The 23516-nt window shown below is 34.7% G+C and carries 21 protein-coding genes and 3 pseudogenes; 17 read left to right on the forward strand and 7 right to left on the reverse strand.

The window, feature by feature from the left end; all coding sequences use genetic code 11:
• The first annotated feature begins 10 nt into the window (after positions 1 to 10).
• Positions 11 to 748: a metallophosphoesterase family protein gene (locus tag ORL93_RS02015; RefSeq protein WP_003198232.1), complete on the forward strand. Its 738-nt coding sequence runs from the start codon at positions 11 to 13 to the stop codon at positions 746 to 748.
• Positions 749 to 1070: 322 nt separating this feature from the next.
• Positions 1071 to 1951 (forward strand): annotated as a pseudogene (locus tag ORL93_RS02020) (DMT family transporter).
• Positions 1952 to 2347: 396 nt separating this feature from the next.
• On the opposite strand, the gene pdxR reads toward ORL93_RS02020, so the two are convergent.
• Positions 2348 to 3790, reverse strand: coding sequence for a MocR-like pyridoxine biosynthesis transcription factor PdxR (pdxR, locus tag ORL93_RS02025; protein WP_265958536.1), 1443 nt, complete (start codon positions 3788 to 3790; stop codon positions 2348 to 2350).
• 127 nt (positions 3791 to 3917) lie between these two features.
• Here pdxR and ORL93_RS02030 point away from each other — a divergent pair, with 127 nt between their 5' ends.
• Positions 3918 to 4829, forward strand: a complete 912-nt coding sequence (locus ORL93_RS02030) for a DMT family transporter (protein ID WP_097795043.1) — start codon at positions 3918 to 3920, stop codon at positions 4827 to 4829.
• A 146-nt stretch (positions 4830 to 4975) separates the two neighbouring features.
• Here the strand turns inward: ORL93_RS02030 and ORL93_RS02035 are convergent, their stop codons facing one another.
• Positions 4976 to 5197 carry a hypothetical protein gene (locus ORL93_RS02035; RefSeq protein ID WP_003198239.1) on the reverse strand — a complete coding sequence of 74 codons (222 nt, stop codon included), beginning with the start codon at positions 5195 to 5197 and terminating at the stop codon, positions 4976 to 4978.
• Between the two features lie 126 nt (positions 5198 to 5323).
• Between ORL93_RS02035 and ORL93_RS02040 the strand changes: the two genes are divergently transcribed.
• The 4 genes from ORL93_RS02040 to ORL93_RS02055 all read left to right on the forward strand — a co-directional run bounded on the left by ORL93_RS02040 (position 5324) and on the right by ORL93_RS02055 (position 9739).
• Positions 5324 to 5617, forward strand: a complete 294-nt coding sequence (locus ORL93_RS02040) for a hypothetical protein (RefSeq protein ID WP_176524693.1) — start codon at positions 5324 to 5326, stop codon at positions 5615 to 5617.
• Positions 5618 to 5771: 154 nt separating this feature from the next.
• Positions 5772 to 7202, forward strand: coding sequence for an Ig-like domain-containing protein (locus ORL93_RS02045; RefSeq protein ID WP_265958537.1), 1431 nt, complete (start codon positions 5772 to 5774; stop codon positions 7200 to 7202).
• A 606-nt stretch (positions 7203 to 7808) separates the two neighbouring features.
• Entirely contained in the window at positions 7809 to 8942 is a 1134-nt protein-coding gene (locus ORL93_RS02050; protein ID WP_265958538.1) for an RNA-guided endonuclease InsQ/TnpB family protein, read from the forward strand.
• A 548-nt stretch (positions 8943 to 9490) separates the two neighbouring features.
• Positions 9491 to 9739 (forward strand): hypothetical protein, encoded by a 249-nt coding sequence (locus tag ORL93_RS02055; RefSeq protein ID WP_029426850.1) that lies wholly within the window; start codon positions 9491 to 9493, stop codon positions 9737 to 9739.
• Between the two features lie 295 nt (positions 9740 to 10034).
• Here ORL93_RS02055 and ORL93_RS02060 read toward each other — a convergent pair whose 3' ends face one another.
• From ORL93_RS02060 to ORL93_RS02080, 5 genes and pseudogenes are all read right to left on the reverse strand, one after another.
• Positions 10035 to 10253, reverse strand: coding sequence for a helix-turn-helix domain-containing protein (locus ORL93_RS02060; RefSeq protein ID WP_004434885.1), 219 nt, complete (start codon positions 10251 to 10253; stop codon positions 10035 to 10037).
• A 10-nt stretch (positions 10254 to 10263) separates the two neighbouring features.
• On the reverse strand, positions 10264 to 10746 hold the full coding sequence (locus ORL93_RS02065) for a DUF2975 domain-containing protein (RefSeq protein WP_265958540.1): 483 nt from the start codon (positions 10744 to 10746) through the stop codon (positions 10264 to 10266).
• A gap of 340 nt (positions 10747 to 11086) precedes the next feature.
• Positions 11087 to 11776 carry an HAD family hydrolase gene (locus ORL93_RS02070; protein WP_265958541.1) on the reverse strand — a complete coding sequence of 230 codons (690 nt, stop codon included), beginning with the start codon at positions 11774 to 11776 and terminating at the stop codon, positions 11087 to 11089.
• Positions 11777 to 11851: 75 nt separating this feature from the next.
• Positions 11852 to 12829 carry an ornithine cyclodeaminase family protein gene (locus tag ORL93_RS02075; RefSeq protein WP_098161560.1) on the reverse strand — a complete coding sequence of 326 codons (978 nt, stop codon included), beginning with the start codon at positions 12827 to 12829 and terminating at the stop codon, positions 11852 to 11854.
• A 53-nt stretch (positions 12830 to 12882) separates the two neighbouring features.
• Positions 12883 to 14184, reverse strand: a pseudogene (locus ORL93_RS02080) (MFS transporter).
• 233 nt (positions 14185 to 14417) lie between these two features.
• On the opposite strand from ORL93_RS02080, the gene ORL93_RS02085 reads away from it, so the two are divergent.
• From ORL93_RS02085 to ORL93_RS02130, 10 genes and pseudogenes are all read left to right on the forward strand, one after another.
• Positions 14418 to 14888 (forward strand): GNAT family N-acetyltransferase, encoded by a 471-nt coding sequence (locus ORL93_RS02085; RefSeq protein ID WP_265958542.1) that lies wholly within the window; start codon positions 14418 to 14420, stop codon positions 14886 to 14888.
• 9 nt (positions 14889 to 14897) lie between these two features.
• Positions 14898 to 15470, forward strand: coding sequence for a histidine phosphatase family protein (locus tag ORL93_RS02090; RefSeq protein ID WP_265958543.1), 573 nt, complete (start codon positions 14898 to 14900; stop codon positions 15468 to 15470).
• A gap of 313 nt (positions 15471 to 15783) precedes the next feature.
• On the forward strand, positions 15784 to 16821 hold the full coding sequence (locus ORL93_RS02095) for an SDR family oxidoreductase (protein ID WP_265958544.1): 1038 nt from the start codon (positions 15784 to 15786) through the stop codon (positions 16819 to 16821).
• Between the two features lie 256 nt (positions 16822 to 17077).
• A complete protein-coding gene (locus ORL93_RS02100) occupies positions 17078 to 17419 on the forward strand; it encodes a PadR family transcriptional regulator (protein WP_029426849.1) in 342 nt (113 codons plus the stop codon).
• Positions 17416 to 17928: a hypothetical protein gene (locus tag ORL93_RS02105; protein ID WP_098135904.1), complete on the forward strand. Its 513-nt coding sequence runs from the start codon at positions 17416 to 17418 to the stop codon at positions 17926 to 17928. The genes ORL93_RS02100 and ORL93_RS02105 overlap by 4 nt, the downstream gene beginning before the upstream one ends.
• Positions 17929 to 17936: 8 nt before the next feature.
• Entirely contained in the window at positions 17937 to 19406 is a 1470-nt protein-coding gene (locus tag ORL93_RS02110; RefSeq protein ID WP_265958546.1) for a serine hydrolase domain-containing protein, read from the forward strand.
• A 31-nt stretch (positions 19407 to 19437) separates the two neighbouring features.
• Entirely contained in the window at positions 19438 to 19905 is a 468-nt protein-coding gene (locus ORL93_RS02115; protein WP_265958547.1) for an NUDIX hydrolase, read from the forward strand.
• 170 nt (positions 19906 to 20075) lie between these two features.
• Positions 20076 to 21059, forward strand: coding sequence for a DUF4003 domain-containing protein (locus ORL93_RS02120; protein WP_265958548.1), 984 nt, complete (start codon positions 20076 to 20078; stop codon positions 21057 to 21059).
• A gap of 826 nt (positions 21060 to 21885) precedes the next feature.
• Positions 21886 to 22989 carry a lipocalin-like domain-containing protein gene (locus tag ORL93_RS02125; RefSeq protein WP_097795504.1) on the forward strand — a complete coding sequence of 368 codons (1104 nt, stop codon included), beginning with the start codon at positions 21886 to 21888 and terminating at the stop codon, positions 22987 to 22989.
• Positions 22990 to 23131: 142 nt separating this feature from the next.
• A pseudogene (locus ORL93_RS02130) lies at positions 23132 to 23334 on the forward strand (SMI1/KNR4 family protein); the annotation flags it as partial.
• Positions 23335 to 23516 lie beyond the last annotated feature (182 nt).

Raw genomic sequence — 23516 nt, forward strand, 5'->3', positions numbered from 1 at the left:
GGGTGTTGATTTGGATAAAATAGCGGTTATTTCAGATATTCATGGTAATATTCCTGCTTTAGAAGCAGTTCTTAAAGACATCAAATTAAAAGGGATAGAACGTATTGTGTGCTTAGGTGATCTAGTAGGGAAAGGACCACATTCTAGTGAAGCAATTGAGATTATTCGGAAAGAATGTGAGCATGTTGTAATGGGAAATTGGGATGATTTTATTACAAAGCCTAGTGATTTCGAAACATTACAATGGCATCAAAAACAATTATCAGAACAGCAGCGGAATTATTTAAGGGAATTACCATTTTCAATTGAATTTATAATGAGTGGGAAACTAATTAGAATGTTCCATGCATCACCTAGAAGCCTATATGAAAGAGTTCAGCCCGGAGCTCCAATGGAACAACGTGTTAGTTTATTTGAAAATAGTAATCTTACAGAAAACATTGAAGGTGAAAGGAAACCGGATGTCGTTTGCTACGGAGATATTCATCAAGCTTATGTGCAAAATTTTCGTGGGAAAACTTTGTGTAATGCAGGAAGTGTGGGTAACCCACTTGAGATTACGCAAGCCTCTTATTTGATTTTTGAAGGTGTATATGGCCAAAAAGAGGCAGCAAGTTTCTCAATTCAACTTGTAAGAGTTCCTTATGATATAGAGCTTGCGATCCGATTGGCTAGAGAAGAAGAAATGCCTGAGATTGATGCGTACATACAAGAATTGACGACAGCTAAGTATCGGGGATTAAAGTAGAATTAGACAAAATATATTCGATAAATCAACATACAGTTCTGTATAAATACTTAAAAATATTAACTATAGGGGAGGGAATATTCCAAAATAATTATTTCGAATATTTAAAATAAAAAGTTAGATAAATGATTGGGAAAGTAATTATAACTTCTAAATAGAGAGAATTAGAAATAGCGAAATCATTAGATACAATGATTTTTCTCCAAATAGGCATGGTTAAAAATCCTTAGGTTGGCAGCTCATGTCTGTATTCAAAAGGTGTATAGTAACCTTAATAAATGATGAAATATGCTAAAAGTTAAAAACTAACGAGGGAATAGAGATGAAAATACAATTAAAGGCGGATTTAATGTTACTATTGGTTACATTTTTTTGGGGGGCATCCATCTTACTTACAAAAGTTGGCCTCAATTACATGCAAGAATATAATTTAATCTCATTACGTTTTATTATTGCTTTTCTTTTGTCAGGTATAGTGTTTTATAAGCATTTAATCAAAATTGATTTTAGAACTATTAAATATGCTTTTATATTAGCTGTTATCTTGTTTATAGTTTATATTTTTGCGACTTTTGGTACAAAGTATACATCGGTTTCTAATGCTGGTTTTTTAATGAGTCTTACAGTGATATTTATTCCAGTATTATCATCTATCTTTTTAAAACAAAGACCTGAAAAAAAGTTATATTGGGAGTTGTTTTAACAATAGTAGGGATAGGGTTATTAACGTTAAATAGCCAATTAAAAATAGGTTATGGCGATATATTATGTATTTTATGTGCTCTATTTTATGCAGTCCATATCATTATTACTGGAACAATAACGAAGCAGGTTAATTCAATTAGCCTTGGAGTTTTACAACTTGGTTTTGTCGGTCTATTTAGTAGTATTTTCTCAATGTTTATGGAAAATCCTAAACTTCCTAGTACTGTTGAATCATGGTTTTCAATCTTAGTATTAAGCATATTTTGTACAGTAATGGCTTTCATTGTTCAAATCATTGCACAGCAATATACGAGTCCTACACATACAGGTCTTATTTTTTCATTAGAACCTGTTTTTTCAGCGGGTTTTGCTTTCGTTTTCACAGGTGAAACTCTCACAGCTAAAGGTTATTTAGGTGCAACTCTTATATTATTAAGTGTAGTAATCGCTGAACTAGATTTTAAAAGTTTATTAAAAACAAATTATAAAAAAATATAGGATAGATGTTTTTTATAATACGTTCAAGTTGAGAATATTCATTTATATCATTTTAGCTCATATACATCAGATTTACTTTTGATAAGTAGTTTTATGCTAATAGTTAGTGTTTGTAGCAAATATGGTATAATTTTTATAGTAATAAAAATCAACGATAAAATCTCTTAATGTTTTGTAAATATTTAACTGAGGTGGACTATTTTTGAAAAAAATATGCTTATGAATTTCTAAAAATAAAAACTTTAAGTAAATCACATTTGATTATAGTAACAAAAAGGTGTTTTCACGTCTAGAAAGCACCTTTTCAGTCCACAGTTATTTGTTATAGTTTCATACTTGTTTTCGTAGTCTAAAGCATTTTTCATGGAGCGTTAATGCTCCATGAAAAATGTTTTTTTATTTTTGACAAAATTCAATGGCGGTATGTAAACGAGAAATTCCGTCATCTATTTGATTGATATTTACTTTCCCATACGATAACCGAATATAGCCATCTTTTGCTCCAAAAATACTGCCAGGCATAAAGGCTACTTGCTGTTTTAAACTTTGCATTATAAGCTGTTTTTCGTTAATAGGCTCCTTTAATTTTCCCCATATGTAAATCCCGCCATTAGGATTTGAAAAAGAAATCTTATCTTGAAGATAATAATTTAGGGCATCGACAATGACATCTCTTTTTTGTGCTAACTGATTGCGTAATTGCGTTATATGCGTATCAAATGGAACAGTTTCAAAAAATTGCTGCATGAGCCATTGAGGAAATATACTCAGTCCTAATTCCATTTGATGCCGTGCATCTGATAACCTTTCTACTACTGACTGTGGAGCAACAAGCCAACCGATGCGAAGGCCCGGTGCAATCATTTTGGATAGTGAATGCACATAGATGACGGTTCCATTTTCATCAATGGATTTTAAAGTAGGGCAAGGCTGTTTATTTTCTAATGCTAATAAACTAGATGGATCATCCTCAACGATTGGAATACGTAGGTCTGCACATAACGATAAAAGTTTTTTTCTTCGATTTGGATGAAGCATCGTACCTGTTGGGTTTTGGAAATTTGGATTTAAAAAAATCATTTTAATTCGGTGCTTTCGATATAGTTCATGCACATCTTCAGGATTCACTCCATGTTCATCAACAGGTAACGGGAAAATACGAATCCCCGCTGATTGGAAGAGGGGTAATGAATAGCAATGTGAGGGGCTTTCAAAAGCAACTGCATCACCTGGGTTTAATAAGCATTGAACGATAAGATGAAGCGCTTGTTGTGCCCCAGAAGTAATCATAATCGATTGCTCTGTTGCTTCAATTTTTAGATAATCTCTCATATATTTCGCTGCCGCTTGTCTTAATGGTAGATAGCCTAGTGGATGATCGTAGCTAAGTGATTGCGTTAAAGGTTGCTCACGTAAAATGCTTTGTAACTGTTCATGGGGAAACAGGTTACAACCAAGTTCTCCATTTGCGAAATCAATTATATTTTCATTTTGCTGGACTTGTTCTCGAATATGTCGAAGTAGTGGTAAATTTGGTAAAAAAGTACCACCTTCTACGAATCCTCTCCAGTTCGGTGTTAATGTTGGAGAAACGCCCCACATATGTGTACTTACACGTGTACCTCTTCCAGTTGTGCTGTCCACAATTCCCATAGCACGCAGTTCATTATAAGCAGTTGTAACAGTACTTCTGTTTACATTCAGTTGGATTGCTAATTTTCGTTCCGAAGGGAGAAAACTACCAGGAGGAAGCTCTCCGTACATAATACGTCTTTCAATAAAATCAACAACTTGTTGATAAATCGGAATCTTACTGTGGGTATCTAACTTCCATTCCATTTATAACGTCCCCTTATTCTTTATCTAGTTTTATTATAACAAATTGGCTGGGTGAAAAAACAGCCAATTGGACGGTGTGGTATCCAGCCAATTTTACTATGCTAAGGTAGTGGAAGGGGAGATTCGGATGAAACGATGGCAAATGGAATGGCTCCTAATATCAGTTGCTTTAGTATGGGGAGCGAATTATACAATTGGAAAATATGGAGTGGCGTATATGTCATCCATTCAATTTAATAGTTTACGATTTTTAGTTGCATCTCCGGTATTATTATTGATTACATTTTTTATGGAACGATCGCTACGAATTGAGAGAAAAGATTGGTTAAGATTATTAGTAGTTGGGATAGTTGGAACAACATTGTATCAAACATTATTTATGTTATCTGTAAAATATACATCAGCAACAAATGCGTCACTATTAATTGCGATGTCACCTATTTTTACAGGGATTTTAGCAGTGTTACACAAACAAGAACGTTTTTCGATGAAGATTCAAATCGGTTCTTTAGTATCCTTTAGCGGCGCAGCACTTGTTTTATTAACAGGGCATACGAATCAATCGACATATGAGTATGCTTGGCTTGGAAATCTAATTGGATTAGTTGCTGCGATTGCTTGGGGTTGGTATCCAATTCTTGCACAGCCACTTATTACAAAATATTCGGCAATGCGAGTAACATCTTGGTCTACATTAATTGGCATTGTGCCACTTGTCGTATATTGTTTATTCAACGTAAATGCACTAACATGGCCGACAGATACGTTAAGCTGGGGTTCATTAGGTTATTCAATCCTCTTTGCAACAGTCTTTGGACTAGCGATGTGGTACGTTGGTATTAGCAAAATTGGCTCTACAAAAGTAATGGTCTATATGTATCTTGTCCCGTTGTTTGCTGTCATTTTTGCCGCAGTAACAATTGGAGAAAGAATAAATACGATGCAATTGCTTGGCGGACTTGTTATATTTATTGGTTTGTACGTTGTGAAAAAAGGAGCGGTAAAAAAGCCCGCTTTCAATTTGAAAAAAGTAAGTTAATGTAAAAATGACCTCTTTCTATGAAAGAGGTCATTTTTATTTTTGTAAAGATAGCGCTTGTTTCACTGCCCATTGTTTTATAATTTATATAGAAATATACGTATGGAATTGTAACATAGGGCTTTTTTCAAAGCCCTATGTTTATTCTAATTAGCTTCAATTCTAAGTGCTTGAATATCACGACAGTCCAAAACAATTACAGAGCCAGGTTCTGTTGTGTTATCCACAAAGGTTGCGCAAAAATTATCTGGATTAAAGTTAGTGAAAATAAGATCCTCTAGTGTTGTTCCTGTAAGAAAAACATCTACTTCTGTACCTAACTGTAATCTTTCTAATTGTTCGCAGGCACATTTTGTATGCTTAGTCATATAAAAAACCTCCTTTTCTCGATTTACTATTAATATATTAATCAATCAAATAGAATGTTTGGATTAATAACCCAGTAATACTAATTAGTTTACTAGTTTATATTTTTAAATGTACAGGGCGTGGAAATGAAGGAAGCTGAAGACGCAAAAAAGGTTACAGCATTTTATTATACAAATCAAAAAGTAGAATCGGTAGAGGAACGTATGTGGTTTGTAGAGTTGTTTTTATCTGATGAATTACGAGTAAAAAGAAGGCGATACTCTTTAACGATATGGAAATGTCTACTTGTTACGGAGTGGGCGGTGGTATACGTATTATTTCGGATATGCGTGCTCTATTTCGCTGATAATTGTCTAGGGAAATCGGAATTGAAACGTAAAATAGAAAGGACAGATATTGCAGTTAAAGATGTATTATAGGGTTTTATGAGATGAAAAAGTTAGTTCCTCTGTAGATTTGGTTTTATTTTGTTAGTTTAATAAGCTAATTATTATATTATAGAAAATTAACAATATATCATGGTAAAATATACTATATAAATATTGATTATTACATAGATTGGAGAATGGCAGAATGAAATTAAACTTACTAAAAGCGGGGGTACTGACTAGTTTTATGCTTTTATGTTGGTCTTATGAAGAGGTTCCCGCTTCTGCAGCATCTACGTGTGGGCCGTACGGTCAAATTAAGCCGAATCAAAATCCCTCTCGTCAGCACATGAATTGCTTACTAACGAACGCAGCATTAAAAGCAAATGTTCCTCCTGAAGTTGTAAAAGCTGTGGCTGCACAAGAAAGTGGCTGGAAACAATTTGATGGAAACGGCCGGCCAATCATAGCGCAAGACGGCGGAATTGGGATTATGCAAATTACAAATCAGTCCAAGTACGATCAACAAAAGTTAAAATACGATATTGAGTATAATATTCAAGCGGGTGTTGAAGTTCTTCGTGGTATGTATCAGCGAACGGATCTTCCTAAGATAAAGTCTGCTGGACCAGAAGTAATTGAAAACTGGTACTTCCCTGTTATGGCTTATAATGGAACAAAACCTGCAAATAGCCCTTTATATAAGGCTAATGGCCAGAAAAATTCAAACGCTTATCAAGAAAAAGTATTTGCTATTCTTGAACAATACAGTTTTTTAAATGATACGAAATTGGCACAGTTCCCTTTCCGTACAGCTGATTTCGAATATGACCCTAACACTAGCAAAAATATTGTATTTAAAAAGAAAGAGTACACACTAACAGGTTTACATCCCTCTACATACCATCTTAAAACAGGCGACCAAGTACTTGTAACAAGAGATGGAGTGAACTTAAGATCCAAACCCACTTCCGCATCAAGTGGGAAGCCGTTAAGTAAAAATACGAACTTGATTATTCAGGGGAACTTTGCATATGATGAATCTTTAAACAGTAATAATCAGTTTGTATGGTATCCAGTCAAAACGGCAGATCAAAAACTAGTAGGTTATATTTCTTCTGCGTACATTATGAAAAAAGGTGTACCTTTACCTACAAAGGTGAATGCGGTCACAGATAAAGATAAGGTAGTGACAGGAACAGCTGAACCTAATTCTAGTATCTCTGTAAAATCTGGAACGACATTTATTGGTAAAGGAAAAGCGAATTCACAAGGAGTATTCTCAATTGTGATACCTTTACAAAAAGCAGGGACAAGAATAAGTGTAATAGTAAAGGATAGTGCAGGCAATAGCAGCCCATTTACAACAATAAGCGTACTAGATAAAACACCTCCAACTATCCCAAATGTAAATAAACTGACCAGTAAGGATACAGTGATAACAGGAACAACTGAGCCTAATACAGATGTGAATGTAAAAGTGGCTTCAACTCTTATTGGTAAAGGAAAGGCAAACTCAAAAGGACAGTTTTCAATTAAGATACCAGTACAAAAAATGGGAACGAGAGTAAGCGTAGTAGTAAGAGATAGTGCGGGGAATTATAGCCCATCCAAGGTAATAGAAGTAAGTAAGTAAGTAAGTAAGTAAGTAAGTAAGTAAGTAAGTAAGTAAGTAAGTGAAATATGTAAAGTATTTACAAGTAGGATCGAAATAGATCGGTCCTACTTGTATTGGCTCTGTTAAAGTAAAATGTTCATAAACGATATTTAAAACACCACCTGTTTGGGTGTAAGTAGTTCAGATAACATGGAGAAAAAGCCTAATCACAGTATAAATAGCGCATGATTTTGCAACACAATTTGCATATTAAATAATAGTATATTTAGCATATAAAAACGCTTGGGATTATCCAAACGTTTTTATATACTATGTTTAAGCTTTATTCAACTAAAGCACCTTTGTTCGTATTTCCTGTTGTACAGATAAGAAGCAGATTTTATGAATTGGCTTATAAGTTGAAGATAGGATAGATTTTTAACAGTACTCCAACAGAAGTCCCCTTCCTCAAGCGCGTGCAGGACATAGTCCAGTGGTAGGGAGGGGATGAATGTTGGTCGTGCACAGCACGAAGTTTTCATTTCCTCTTTCTGTAACTTCATGTATATTAGTAGTGAGGGGAACGTATATTCGTTTCTTTGTTTTTAGGGATCTGAAGCACTACAGTGAAAAAAGAGGAAGGTGATGACAATGTTGTTGAGCCAAAAATATGAAATTTTACCAACGAAAGAACAGAAAGAAATGTTAGAACGTTGGCTACAATATTGTCGTCAAACCTATAACTCTGCTCTTTTAGATAAACAGAGAAAATATAAAGAAAATAAGCAATTGTATACACGTTCTGACATGCAAAAGCAACAAGTAATCGATAAGAAGAGATATCCTTTTCTGAAAGAAGTGCCATCACAGCCCTTACAAGAAGTATTTTTACGACTCAAAAAGGCATATGATGGCTTTTTGAGTGGGGATACAAATTATCCTAAATTGAAAAAGTATAAAGACTATAATAGTCTCACTTTCCCTCAATTTGGATTCAAATCGAATGGGAAACACCGCTTTGTGATGTCATTTTCAGATAACGGAAATTTATATAACAAACAGTTAGGAGAAATAGAGATTCATCTGCATCGGCCGATAGAAGGAACGATCAAACAGTTGATTCTGAAACGCCAATCGAAGAGATGGTACGCTATTTTTAGTGTCGAAAGACAGGATGTACCTCCCTCTATTGATATAGAAAATGCAATTGGTATAGATGTAGGACTGAATCAATACGCTGTTCTTTCAAATAGAACGGTATTTGAAAATCCAAGATTTCTTCTGCAAAAAGAAAAACAACTGCGCAAAGCACAGCGTAACCTTTCGAAGAAAAAGAAGGATGCTGCGAACTATAAGAAGCAAGTAGAACGAATTCAGATCCTTCATGAAAAGGTAGCGAATCAAAGAAAAGATTTCTTACACAAATTAAGTTATCATCTCACGCAAATGTATTCGGTGATTTGTATAGAAAATCTTGATATTCGAAAGATGGTTCGGAATCGAAAAGTTTCGAAGTCGATCTCTGATGCAGGCTGGGGCGCTTTTCGTAAGATGCTTTTGTATAAGTGTGAGAAATTTGGCGGTTTACTTGTGAGAGTAGACCCAGCGTACACATCACAAGATTGTTCTAGCTGTGGGAATCGTGTGAAAAAATCACTTTCGATTCGGACACATATTTGTACAAAGTGTGGAACGGTGTTAGACAGAGATTATAATGCAAGTCTAAACATTTTGCGGAAAGGATTAGAGCAATTACTTGTGAGAACGACCGAAGAATGAAACTGTAGGGCAAGGTTGTGTCCAAACAGTATAAACGACGCCTGTGGAGAGTATGTAAGACTGCTTGGGTTCCCAAGCAGCAACGCTCTATGAAACAGGAAGCCTCTTCTTCAAACGACTCGTAAGAGTGTTAAGGAGGGGTCATTCACTGAGTGAATAGAGGTCTATGTTAATATGAAAATATAAATACTCATAAATCAGATTTAAAAATGTAACTAGTTAAAAAAATCTCAATTTATTAGAGGTGAAAGATATGGTGGAAGAGAGAAGAAGTGTTACAGGATATGAAGAACAATACGATGTTACCCGATCTGGTAGAATTATAATAAAAAAAATAACCAAGTTCGTCATAAAAAAGGAGATGAATATGGGTATAAGTATGTTCATCTACATAAGAAGGGTACTAGGGAACTCTGTAAAACATTTGATGTATGGCGAGAGGCGTTCCATGATGCGGACATAAGTGAATATAAAGGTATAAAATAGGATTCTAAAAAATAAAAATTATACTGCTTGTACATGAATATTTGAAAGGGGTGAATTTAGTTATGGAGCAGGTAATAGCAGAGTTTTTTTCTCCAAGTAAAAAATATAAAGTTCAAATAATAAAACGAAAAGATGACTTATATACAACGGAAGTCTATCGGTGGATGGAGGATTGTGGATATGAGTTTTGGAGTTTTATGTCTCAAGGGCTGTCTTTGATAGATTGTGAAGAACATGCGCGAAAGATAGCTATTGAACAGTTGAAAGAGTGTTCTAGAGAAAATCTTAATACAGACGTGTTAAAAGATTGAATTAATTAGAATTGAAGTCTTTATCATGTCTGAGTGTGATGATTAAGATAGGAAAGTTAGAAGCTGCTAAAAAGGTTCGTAATATACACGTTGATTCCACTTAACCGTTTACTACGTTCCTTATAGGTAATCCCTTTCTTTTTTTCTCTTTTGGCTTGTTCAATCAACCTTTTCTCAATGGAATTCTCTAATTAAATAACAATAATAAACGCAGAGAAGGGATAGCTTAATCGCTATCCCTTCATCTTAATTTCACTATCTAATCCCATTGGTTGAAGAAAGTTGTTGTCTGTTTTTATTGAGTGTCTTCATCGCTTTTGTACTCCAAAATATCACCTGGTTGACAATCCAAAGTCTTACATATCGCTTCTAATGTTGAAAAACGAACCGCTTTTGCTTTCCCATTTTTCAGAATGGAAAGATTCGCCATCGTAATCCCAACCCTCTCCGAAAGCTCCGTTACGCTCATTTTCCGTTTTGCTAACATCACATCAATATTAATAATAATTGCCATATCCTCCACCTCAGACCGTTAAATCATTTTCTGATTTTATATTAATAGCTTCTTGTAAAAGTCTTTGGAGAACAGCAGCAAAAACGGCGATCACCATAGAGGCGAAAATAATGACCAATCCGATTGGTATGATACTTGGAGGGTCAACTCTTTCCGCTATGAGATAGTAGAGTGGCATACCTAGCAAGTACAAGGTACTGATCGTGATGGTACAGTATTTTATATTCTTTAAAACCTTTACCGATAATTCCGAGAACGCTTGGTTCTTATCAATATAGCTTAAAAGTTTAAAAGCTTGATACAGAGCAAAGTAAAAAGGTATCGCTGCCGCGTACATATCGATTAAAACGAGAGATTTCATATAAGCAATATCTGGATACAATTCTCCAGCAAAATTCCCGAACTTAGGCACCAAAAATATGCACAATGCAAGAACTGGGATTCCTATAAAAATAACAGCTAGCTTTAAAAAGAGTGTCGTAACTTGTTTCATAAAAAGCACCTCGCTTATTTAATGACAACATGATTTTATCATGTGATTTATCGTTTTACAATAAATTCATATTGTTTTTTATTATATTATTATTGTTATTGAAATATCCTTTTAATTTTGACAAAAATAAAAAGCATTTCTCATTACAAAGAAATGCTCTTACTTTAAGATGTTAAATTTACAACTTGTTCAACAAAACTTCCAAATAGTTTAATAAAGTAAATCAACAACGAAAGATAACAGAACCTTCAAATGAAAAATCTTCATGTGTTAAAAGAAATTAATAACTTATAAAACAAAAAAGTGAGATGAAATTTGTGTTTTGGGGTATTTGCTTTTCTTAGCTTGATGGTGATGTGGCGAGACCCCAATATGTAAAATAACTTAATAATCTATCAAAAGAATTGATCTCGGCATATGGTTTTATTTCGGTATCATTCTTGATCATATAAGGATTGAACCATATGCCCTTTATATTCGCATTTTGACAGCCACCAATATCTTTTTCTATGTCATCTCCAACGAATAATGCTGCTTCCGGTTGCACATTAAGCTTATTTAATGCTAATTCAAATATACGTTTGTCAGGTTTACTAAATCCCACTTCTTCAGAAATAATTATTATATCAAAACAACTATTTAAATTGGTGTTAATTATTTTAGCCTTTTGTCTCTGAGTTGAGCCGTTTGTTATAATTGCAACTTTAACATGCATCTTTATAGTATTTATGATATTTATAGTATTTTGGTTTATAGAAAAACAATGAGGAAAATTATTATTCCAAAAATCTTGAATGTAATTCCATGGCAATCTATATTTTGGTGGGAATTCCTCAAAAAATGATTCCAAAACTTTTACTTTGTCACTGTAGCCATAGCTTCTTTTATCATATTCCTTGAATTTCTGCAACATTTCGTTTTTTACTGAATGTTGTTTAACATCCCCATAGCACTTCTCTAAAATAATTGAAAACAAGTTATCTACTGCCTTATCCCTATCAAGTAAGGTATCATCTAAATCAAATAGCATTGCTTTATAACCCCTCAAACAACTTCACAGCCTTTCTCACATTATATAAATAATCCCTAGTGTTATGGTGACGAATCACTTTAAGGATGATTTTTCCATATATTTTTGATAGATCGAACTAGCCACCACTGTATCTAAAAAAGCTACCCCAACTGATTTAAATAGAGTAATTTCATCAGAGTTTGAACGTCCTTGTTTATGACCTAAAATAATATCCCCGAGCTCACTATGTACATTTGAAAAATCCCATTCATTTTTTTCGCTTGCAATCAAGAAATCACCAGCTTCATGCTGTACACCTTCTAATGTATCTACAATAATTTTATCGCTGCGCTGTAATGTAGTGAAATCGAGTTCTTGCATATGAGGTTGGTAAGAACCGATTCCATTAATATGAGTACCAGGTTTAATGTATTTTCCATCAAACACAGGAGTAGTGGAGGTGGTACTACAAATGACAATATCAGCCATTGCAACAGCTTCGTCAGCTGATTCCATAATTTCAATGGATCCTTTCCAATTTGGATATAAGGAGAGTAACTGATTTTTAAATTCAAATGCTTTTTGCATTGTACGGTTTACAAGGAGAATACGAGTTAGAGAACGAACTTCCATAACAGCTTGTATTTGCCCGAGTGCTTGAGCGCCGCATCCGATGACAACGCAGATGCTAGCATCTTGACGAGCGAAATGATTTGTCGCAATACCACTCATTGCTCCTGTGCGAAGTGTTGTTAAATAGGAAGCTTCAATTGTCGCGACATGATCTCCAGTATTTGTTTCTGTTAAAACGATTAAGCTTTGTAGTGCTTTTTTCCCTTTTTGCGTATTTTGAGGGAAGATACTAACGATTTTCGTAGATGCAAACTCAATTGGAGCTACATAAGAGGGCATATAAAGGGAGTTTGCCTCTTCTTGAGAGTGTTGTATATTTAGCCTTACAGGTGTTGTAATCTCATTGTTCATATAGTACTGGAATGCCTTTTCGACGTCTTGCAAGCAATCTTTCATTTTATAAGTTTCTTGTACCATTTCTTCTGTAATATGAATCATTTCAATTATCCTCCTTTTAATAGAAAAGGGGGAGTTGAAAATCCCCCAATTGACTAGGCTTGTATATCTTGCTTTTGTACATTTTCTGCAATTTGCTTTGTTGAAACGGCAGTGATAGCGATTAAAGAAATGCAGCAAGTAAGTACAATATATAAAGCTACCGGAACCCAAGAATTGTTATACACATTCATTAAATAAGCAGCAATCATCGGTGCTGTCCCACCAGCTAATGCAGCTCCTAATTGATAACCTAGCGTAACGCCAGTATAGCGTACTTGAGTGGAGAAAATTTCAGAGAATAATGTACCTAATACGGCGGTTACAGGTGCCCATAAAATACCTAAACCGATAACAGTTGCGAGAATGATAGAGAAAGTTGTTCCTTGGTTTAGTATTAAGAAATAGGGAAAAGCATATAAGAGAATTGCAATCGTGCCCCATATGTACATTTTCTTTCTTCCAATTGAATCTGAAAGTTTTCCCATAATCGGAATCATAATAGTAGTAATGAGCATAGCGATTGTAACTGCGTTTAAGACAGTTGTATTGGGTAGTTTTAGCTGCGATGTCCCATAAGAAACAATGAATGTCGAGAAAATATAGAAGGGACCTGTTTCCGCTACCTTTGCTCCTGTAGCGATAAGTACAGATTTCCAATGATGACGTAAAGTGTCAGCAATAGGTAGTTTTGAAATATTTCCGCTTTCTTTTGCTTTTTTGAAATCTGGTGTTTCATCTAATCCGTTTCGAATTCATAACCCTATGAATACCAATACGGCACTTAAAATAAATGGAACTCGCCATCCCCACGTTACAAAATTATCACCAGAAATCATTGTCATGAAAGAGATCGCAGCAGTTCCGAGTAACATTCCAATTGTTACACCTGTTTGAGGGATGCTACCAAAAAGTCCTTTTTTTTCCTTCGGTGCATATTCTACGGCTAATAGTAAAGCACCACCCCATTCGCCGCCAATTCCTAATCCTTGAATAATTCTTAGTAATATTAAAAGAATAGGAGCTAGTATACCGATAGTTTCGTATGAAGGAAGCAAACCAATGCATACTGTCGCCCCTCCCATCAGAGATAGGGTTAACACAAGTGTCTTTTTTCGTCCGATTTTGTCACCGATATGACTAAAGATAATCCCTCCAAGTGGACGGATAAAAAATGGAATACCAAAAGAAAGATAAGAAAGCATGAGTGCGACAAGGGGATCTTCGTTTACAAAAAACAATTTGTTAAATACAAGTGTGGCAGCAGTTCCATATAAGAAGAAATCAAACCATTCGATAGAACTACCAATTAAACTAGCTATGAGTGCTTTTTTCTGGACAGAGTTTTGTTGATTCATCAGTTCACCTCATTTGTTTTTAATATTCTAATTATTAAAAATATTTTATATAAAATGTTTTTATATGTCAAAGTTTTAGGACGTGGAGGAAGTATTGTTATAAATAGTAAATATTATAAAGTGATGTTTTTCATTAGAATGGAAGGGGTCTATGTAATAGTAGATATTTGTATTTACCTAGTAATCAGAAGTGTAGATAAAATGGGGAATAATAGGATGAGAGGAAGAGAGAAATGAAAGTAAGACACCTTCAAGACGAAGATTATGTAACGATTCATTCCGTGCTTAATGAGTGGTGGGGCGGGAGAAATATGGCTGATATGTTGCCGAAACTTTTTTTCGTTCATTTCCGAGAAACAAGTTTTATTATCGAGCAGGATGGGGAGATTACAGGATTTTTATGTGGATTTTTCTCACAAACATATAGCGATGAAGCATATGTTCATTTTATTGGAGTAAATCCAAAACATCGAAGAAAGGGCATAGCTTCTACATTATACTCTTATTTTTTCGATGCAGCTCGCGCAAATAATCGTCATATTGTAAAAGCGGTAACTTCTCCGGTAAATAAAAAATCAATTCAATTCCATCAAGAAATTGGATTTGAAATTGAAATAGGTGATGGGGAAGTAGATGGAGTATCTGTACATACAAATTATGATGGGGATGGAGGGAGCAGGGTATTATTTGTGAAGAAGATGTAGAAAAGTATTATGAAAACTTTCATTTACATGGTGAGACATGGCGAATCACCAAAAACAGAAGAAAATGAAAGAACAAGAGGGTTAACTGAAAAAGGGAAATTAGATACTTATCGAATAACTGATATATTACAAGGGGAAGGTATTGAGGTTTTTGTTTCAAGCCCATACCACCGATCCATCCTAACTATTCAGGAGTTAGCTAAACGTTTAGGGCAAGAAGTTTTAGTATTTGAAGATCTAAAAGAGAGGGTTTTTTCTGCTGAAGACAAGCGAATATCTGATAAGGAATTATTACCTTTGTTAAAAAAATCATTTTCTGATCCAAACTTCGCTTTAAAGGGAGGAGAGTATAATGCAGTTTGTCAGAACCGAGCTATAAAAGTTTTAAAAGAATTATTAAAGACTTATCGGGGCCAGAAAGTAGTATTAGACACTCATGGAGCTGTTATGACTTTGATGATGGGGTATTATGACAATCAGTACGATTTGAACTTTTTACTACATACATCAAAACCGGATATATACAGAATGGAATTTCATGATCAGGAATTGGTGGAAGTTAATAGGTTGTGGAAATGTTAATAGAAGTGTTTATTTACCCTACTATCTAAAATCGTGGTTTGGAAAAAGGATATTTGTATAATGGAATTCTCTTGAAACTATTACTACACCTATTCGCAAACATAGTTACATTTATAAATTTTAGAGGTCAAAAATGTTAGCAATTTCATTAATTTTCATGGCTTTGGGAATTGAAGAAAAGCAACAACATTTTTTATAGAGCATAATAAGCAAGCACCTTTTTTTCATCACCCCCGTAACTTTTTAACTAGGAAAATCGTTATATAAAATGAATGTTAAATTTATAGGTTATGAAAATGAATGGGGGAAAATTATGAAGGTCCTTATATTAGGAGGTACTCGTTTTTTAGGAAGAGCTTTGGTTGAAGAAGCATTGAGTAGAGGGCATGAAGTTACCTTATTCAATCGTGGCACGAATAAAGATGTATTTCCTGAAGTAGAGCAGTTAATCGGCAATAGAGACAGTGATGTATCATGTTTAGCAAATCGAAAATGGGATGTTGTAATGGACACATGTGGATTTGCTCCCCATCAAATTAAAAAAATTGCTGCTGTACTTGGAGACAACATCGAACATTATACTTTTATATCAAGTATCTCTACTTATAAAGATTGGATTCCATTTCATATTAAGGAAGACTATCATGTACAGTCTATGCCGCCTAGTGATAAGTTGAAAGCGATTGAGGCAGGAGAAATCTCACCTTACGAGTATTATGGAGCGTTGAAAGTTTTATGTGAGGAAGAAGTAGAAAAGTATTGGCCGGGGCGTGTTTTGCATATAAGAGCAGGGCTTCTTGTTGGAGCATTTGATTATTCAGATCGACTTCCATACTGGGTTCAGCGTGTAGCGCAAGGTGGAAAAGTATTGGTGCCGGGACGCTCGGACCGTCCTGTTCAATTGATTGACGTAAAAGATGTGGCAACTTGGGCGTTCGATATGGTGGAGAACAGAAAAGTAGGCAAGTTTAATGTAACAGGACCGAATGATGAGTTGACGATAGAAGAACTATTAAATACTTGTAAAGAGGTAACAAATAGCGATGCTGAATTTGTGTGGGTAGAAGAACAATTTTTACTAGAGAATAACGTACAGCCATGGACGGAGATGCCTTTATGGATTCCTGAAACTTTCCCGTTAGAAGGGGAAACAGAACCATGGAAAGGTGGTTTTTTCATCAGTATAGAAAAAGCTGTTAACGCTGGTCTTTCATTCAGGTCTATTGAAGATACTATTTGTGATATATATCAATGGGAGAAATCGAGACAGGATACAGAACGAAAGGCAGGCATATCAAGAGAAAGAGAGGGAGAATTGCTAGAGGCGTGGTTTCAGAAGAAGAAATTTTGATGAGGGAATATATTTATCAAACAGAGGAGAATTTATTTAGGAAATCGGCTCTTCTAAATTAGGAGTTCTCAAAATCTAATATGCTTGTGTAATAAAAATAAGGTTTAAAAAATTCATTTTTGCCCCGTCCTAAAATTAGACGGGGTTTTACGTGTTTAGGGATTTAAAATCAAATGAATGTAATTTTGATTAAGAAAAGTAAAAAAATTCTAAATATATACTTGAATGAAGTATATATTTTTGTTAGATTTATCCTATGGATAGAACAAGTCTAATTAAAGGGCATTTAGAGATGTGTGTGTTATCTATTTTGTCAAAGGGTAAAAGTTATGGATATGAAATTATGAAGGAGTTAGAAAAACACAATTTAAAACTGAAAGGAGTAGGAAGCATTTATCCCATTTTGACTAAGCTCAAAGATCAAGAATGTGTTCACACTTACCGTGAAATGACAGAGAGTGGTAAGGTTAGAGTTTATTATGAAATGAATGAAAAAGGGGAAATGTATCTTCAGAAAAAAATCAACGAGTGGTTGGAGTTACAACAGGATATAAAATCCCTACTGCAAAGTGGTTTGAAAGGAGAACATTTCGAATGAACATGAGATTGAATATGGAAGAAACACAATTCTTAAATGAAGTTCTTGAAGAGTTAAAACAATACAAAGTAAGTTCAAAGAACAGAAAAGTTATTAAACAGCAACTTTTAGAACATATTCACGAATGTCGTGAACACGGCCAAAATAGTCTAAATGATTTAGGAGATACAACAACATTTATCAAAGATTTTTTAGAAATACATGAAATTGATCTTCATTCTGAAATAAAACAGATACGAAAATCAAAAAATAGAACAGGCATTTTATATGTGATTGGATTTTTCACTTCAATTGTTACCTACCTCATTTCACAACTTCTACTATCTATGTTTTTAACAGAATCATTCAACCTACTTCATACTAATAATTCATTTGACTATAATATTTTGTACCAGATAGCAGATAATTCTTGGTGGAATTCTCTGTTAATGATTACTAGCATTTCTATTTCTATATTAATGGCCACGTTGGTAGTTTTTTATATACGAAAGGTAACGATAAGCAGGTGAAAGTTAATATGAAAATACTAAAATTCATGGTCATTTTTATATACTTATTATGGAATATGGTTATTTTATTTCTACCAGCCTCGAAAGTTTCCGCAGAAAAAGATATTAAGAATGCGATAGATAACTACGTAGAAACCTTTTTAAAAGAACATCGAATTCCAGGAGCCTCGATTGCTATCGTTCATGAAAATGATTTATTTTATTCTAAAGCTTGGGGTGTAACGGGGGAAACTGAAGAAAAAGTAACTGCTGAAACGCCCTTTACTATAGGATCGATAAGTAAATCATTAACAGGTTTAGCCATAATGAAATTAATTGAAGAAGGTACCGTTAACCTAGAAGATCCAGTCAAAAAATATATTTCGTGGTTTACACTGAAAGATAAAGAAGCAACATCCAAAATAACAATCAAACATTTGCTTACCCATTCAAGTGGAATTAGTACTTATTCGGGTTTAGCAATATCAGACAAAGAATCTGACGGGCTCAACGCTATAAAAGATAATGTGGAAAGTCTATCAAATGTTGCGCTTACCGCTCTACCTGGAGAAAAGCATCAATATAGTGATGCGAATTTCTTAATTCTTGGTTCTCTTATTGAAGAAGTTACCAATCAAACGTATTCTGACTACATGAAGCAGGAGATTTTTTTACCATTAGGTATGAAGAATGCAGCAGCTGATCATGATACTGCATATAAAAAAGGATATCTTGCTGGTTATCAATCATGGTTTGGGATTCCTAGAAAAAGTACGGTAACATATGATAATGGGGGAACACCGTATGGGTACATAACGGCAAGTGCAGAAGATATGGTTCAATACATCAAATTCCTTAGTCGACAAGAGAATGACAATTTTTTAACTGAAAATACTATGAATCTTTATGTATCACCTCATATTCAAACTGGTGAAAACCGTTTCTATAGCCTAGGACTAAGAATTACAAATCCAGATTCTGAGGAGAAAATGATATGGCATTCAGGCTCAACTCCTGATTCGCATGCTGAAATGTTTTTTATACCGAAAACAGGTTGGGGTGGCGTGATTCTCACCAATAAAAATCATATTCTGGAAGAAGAGGCGCTTTTCTATTTGAAGCAAGGTATTATAAATATAATAAATGGAGATGAACCTGTTGATATTCCTTCAAATACTCCTATTGTTCAATTAATTACAATTGGGGTAATATGTTTACTTTTTCTAATGCTTGTTTATTTGTTGGTAAAGATGAGATCAAAAAAAGTTCGTAAAAGAAGCATATGGTACATTTACGGTATCATTTTCTTGGTGCTATCTATTGCGATAATCCCGGGATTAACCTATATTACGGATTCTCCATGGCATGCGATTTATGTGTTTTCGCCAGATTTAGCTTATTTATCAATTGGAGTAGTTATCTTGTTTGCTCTTAATGGATTGTTTTCTATCATGATCGCTTATAAACAAAATTTGCAAGTGAAGTATATTAGTAGTTAAATATCAAATCATATAAAGGGGATACAGAATAATGGATCTTACATTCAAATCAGAAAAAACGTGTTTTAACTATCGAGTCGGTGCAATATGTAAACATAATAATAAAATGTTAATGATTCAAAATGAAGGAGAAGATTTCTGGTATGTACCGGGTGGACGAGTACAGATGCTAGAAAGCAGTGAATCGGCAGTGAAAAGAGAGCTTAGAGAGGAACTAGGAGTAGATGTTGATGTGAAGAGTCTGCTATGGATGGCTGAAAATTTTTTCACATATGATGAACATCAATTTCATGAAATCAGCTTTTATTATGAAGTGAATTTACTGGAGCTGCCTGCAAAGGGAGAGGATTCTTTCTTTCTTGAAGAAGACGGCAAAAGGTATGTATTTCAATGGGTACCTTTAGAGCGTGTAAGTGAATATAACTTGAAACCGGATTTTCTAAAGGATAAAGTGAATGATTTGCCTATTCATATGGAACATATTGTTAGGAGTGAATAAAAAGAGATAAGAAGAAGGGAATTGGGACTTTACTTATAACTAATAGGATGATTATGGGGGGAATAACAAGAAAAGTATAAGCTTACAAAGTCTGTATGAAAAAACAATATTCCTAAATATGGAATTATAGTATAATAGAAGAGAAACACAAGGAAATGAGGGGAACAGCTATGATTACATTGCAACAAAAGCTGGAGCAATACACACATATATATGCACAGTTAAAAGGGGAACTAAAATGGAAAACTAGTGATTCTCGGACAGGGATGATGATTGCCGCTATGTATGCAGGCAGTGATAAGTTGTTTCATCTTGAGCGTTTTTTAGAAATCAGTAATTATATTAAGGATCAGGTAGGGATGTTTTCCTATTTAAAGTCCTATCATCGCTTTGTGGTTGCCGCAACATTAGATATTCACTTTACACATTACAAAGAAGCGTTTCAGAAGTTTCTAGACTTATATGAACGATTAGTCGCTGGTGGTTTTAGCCGGAGTATATTTACTTATTTGGCAGCAGCTGCGCTTTTACCAGAAGAAACTGGACAGCATGACGTACGCATTCAGCGGTCAATGCAAGTATATAAGCGCATGAAAGAGGATCACTTCTTTCTTACAAGTACAGATGATTACCCGCTCGCTATTTTACTAGCAGGACAATCAGAGAAAGTAGAGACGCTTATGAATCGAGTGGAACGTCTCTATCAGAAGCTGGCGGCAGCTGGTATGTACAAAGGGAATAATCTTCAATTTTTAAGTCATATTCTTTCTCTAAAGAAGGATGTCAGTGAAGATATTTTAGTAGCACAGTGCACAAACATATGGAATCTGCTAAAGCGAGAAAAGGTAAAAGTAAAACAAATGCATTATCCGGCTATCGGGCTACTAGCGTTGCTTGAGGATGGAGAGAAAGAGGTTCATTCTATTCGAGCATTCATTGAAAAATTGCAGGGGGACAAATTATTCCGCTGGCATACGGATGCAAATATTCTTATTGCTATCCAATTGTTCGTAAGTCAGAAAGGTGCGGAAAGTCAGGCTGCCAACACAGGTTTACAAACAATGATAGAGGTTCTTATACAGGCACAGCAGGCTGCTATGATCGCAGCAATTACAGCTTCTACAGCAGCGGCATCAGCTAGCAGTGGATCATAACGTGCAATGCGCGGCATGAACTTTTTCAAAAAGGGTTACATAGACTGAGAAGTCGCTTGTCTGCTGACAAGCGACTTCTTAGTCTATGTTAAATTAATGAGGTAAGCGTCAAATATTCCCCACCTACTTTTTGTAAATAGCCCATGAGATAATCTCCTTACATACTATATGTTACATGTGGAGTTTTTTAATCCAAATTTGGCTTCTCCACCAATTTTATCCCGCTATTTTAGGACAGTAAGACTCCCACCTCAAAATTCGGCAAAACAAAGAAGTTAGGTGGGAGATCGACTGTCCGTAAAAGCCCGATTGGTGAGGGCTGATTAAAGTTTCACTTTATCGAAAGATGTTAAATCACTAAAAAATATTTGCATTTTTAGGAAGTTGTATATCGGTTTCATATAAGTGCAGTAAGTATAAGAAATGCTATTCAATAACTTTTTCTAGTATCCCTCTATCATTTAAATCTCCTGTTAATGATAAAATCTTTTATTCTTAAAAAAACATAAACTTCAATAATATGAAAGAAAATAAATGAACATATATTTAGAAAATTATAATATATTATATGGTGTTTTTTTCTATACTGTATACAAGAAACATTACAATTATCAATTTTATCCCGCATTAACGGATAGTAACACTCCCACCTCAAAATTCAGCGAAAGCAAAGAAGTTAGGTGGGAGATGAACTGTCCGTAAAAGCCCGATTGGTGAGGGGTGATAATCAATGAGGGGTGGAGAAAACCCCCACTGATTAAAGTTTCTCTTGATTACAAGCATCAGTTTTCGGTCGTTAGCACATTACAAAATGGAGGTTGTTACAATGAGTGTAAACGTAGAACAAGTTAGATTGGCAAATGATGATGAAACTTATAGAAAGTTAAATATTCATCCTACAGAACCGCAGCCAAAAGAGGATGGCATGCGCACAGATGGAAGGGAGGGTTCTTTTGAGTGGTGGTATACTGATGCCGAATTTGAGGACGGAACAACTGTAGTGACTACCTTTTACACCAAAAACCACTTTGATGTTCTTGGACCAGCATGGCCTACAGTCCAAATTGATATTACATATCCTGATGGCACCAAAATCCTTATGTCTTCTCAAGAGGCTAAAGGCAGCAGGCTTAACGCTAAAAAAGATATTTGTGATGTCAATATCAACAAATCCTACCTCAAATACCAAGATGGACAATATGTCCTTCATTTTGAAGAAGGATATATTAAATATCATGCTACAATGACGTCAAAATTACCGATGTGGCGTCCAAACACCGGTCATTGGTTCTACGGAGACCAAGATGAGCACTTCTTTGCATGGTTTATTGCTCAACCATCCGCGACAATCGAAGCTACTTTGACTATTGGTGATAAAATGATTCAATTAAATGGGACTGGTTACCATGATCATAACTGGGGCAATATCGGCATGGAGAAATTGATGAATCATTGGTATTGGGGAAGAGCTAAAGTTGATGGTTTTGACATCATTGCTTGCGATATTATTGCTGAGAAGAATTATAACTACAAAAGGTTGCCTGTGTTTATGTTAGCCAAAGATGGAAAAATAATATCGGACGATCAATCTCTTACTAAAATTCAGAGAGAAAATATTATAGAACATCCCGAAACTAAAAAGTTTATGGATAATCATTTAATATACCTTCAACCTATTTCAAGTTTTGAGTCTTATACAGTAGAATTTATTAGAAATAGGGATATTGTTTCAATAAGTTTATTAGACAATTTGGATTCTACTCAGGCTTTGATAGCCAAAAAGTCAGGGGCTAATCCTACCTATACTCGTATCTTAGGGGATGTCCACCTGACTCATGAATTGAATGGTGTGAAAAAAATTTATAAAGCTGAGGGTTTATGGGATCAAATGTTCTTCGGGAATAATAAATATGCTATCATCAACAATTAGCTAAGAGAGAATGAATAGCTTCACTTTTCACTCATAATTTGTGAAAGATCAGACTGTTTACAAAACCTTGTTTTTCGAGCTTATCTAGATCGAGCGCTCTTTTTATTTCCTGTTTGTGAAGTTTCGGAATACGAGTTGAAAGCATATTGGTGTCTACTATTATGTCAGTCATACTATGGGGGAGTTCCCGAAGATGAAGTATCAAATGATTGGGGCATTATCGAAGAATGAGATGAACCCATTAAAATTGATGTGAATTCAACCTTGTGGTTTAAAAATAAGCCACCTAAGTACAATTTAAATTTCTGGAATGTTGTCGATGAATGGATAGTAATTGGTTTTTAAGTATAATTTGATAATAAATTCTCTACTTAGTTATGATGCTTTAAACGCCCCGATAAAAGTGTCATATCACTCGTGAAATATTATAGAAAAAGCGAATCTAAGGAATTAAACTTTCTTTAGATTCGCTTTTTTATTTTATCCCGCATTAAAGGACAGTAACACTCCCACCTCAAAATTCAGCG

Source organism: Bacillus sp. DHT2, from assembly GCF_026241455.1.
GTDB classification, from domain to species: domain Bacteria; phylum Bacillota; class Bacilli; order Bacillales; family Bacillaceae_G; genus Bacillus_A; species Bacillus_A pseudomycoides.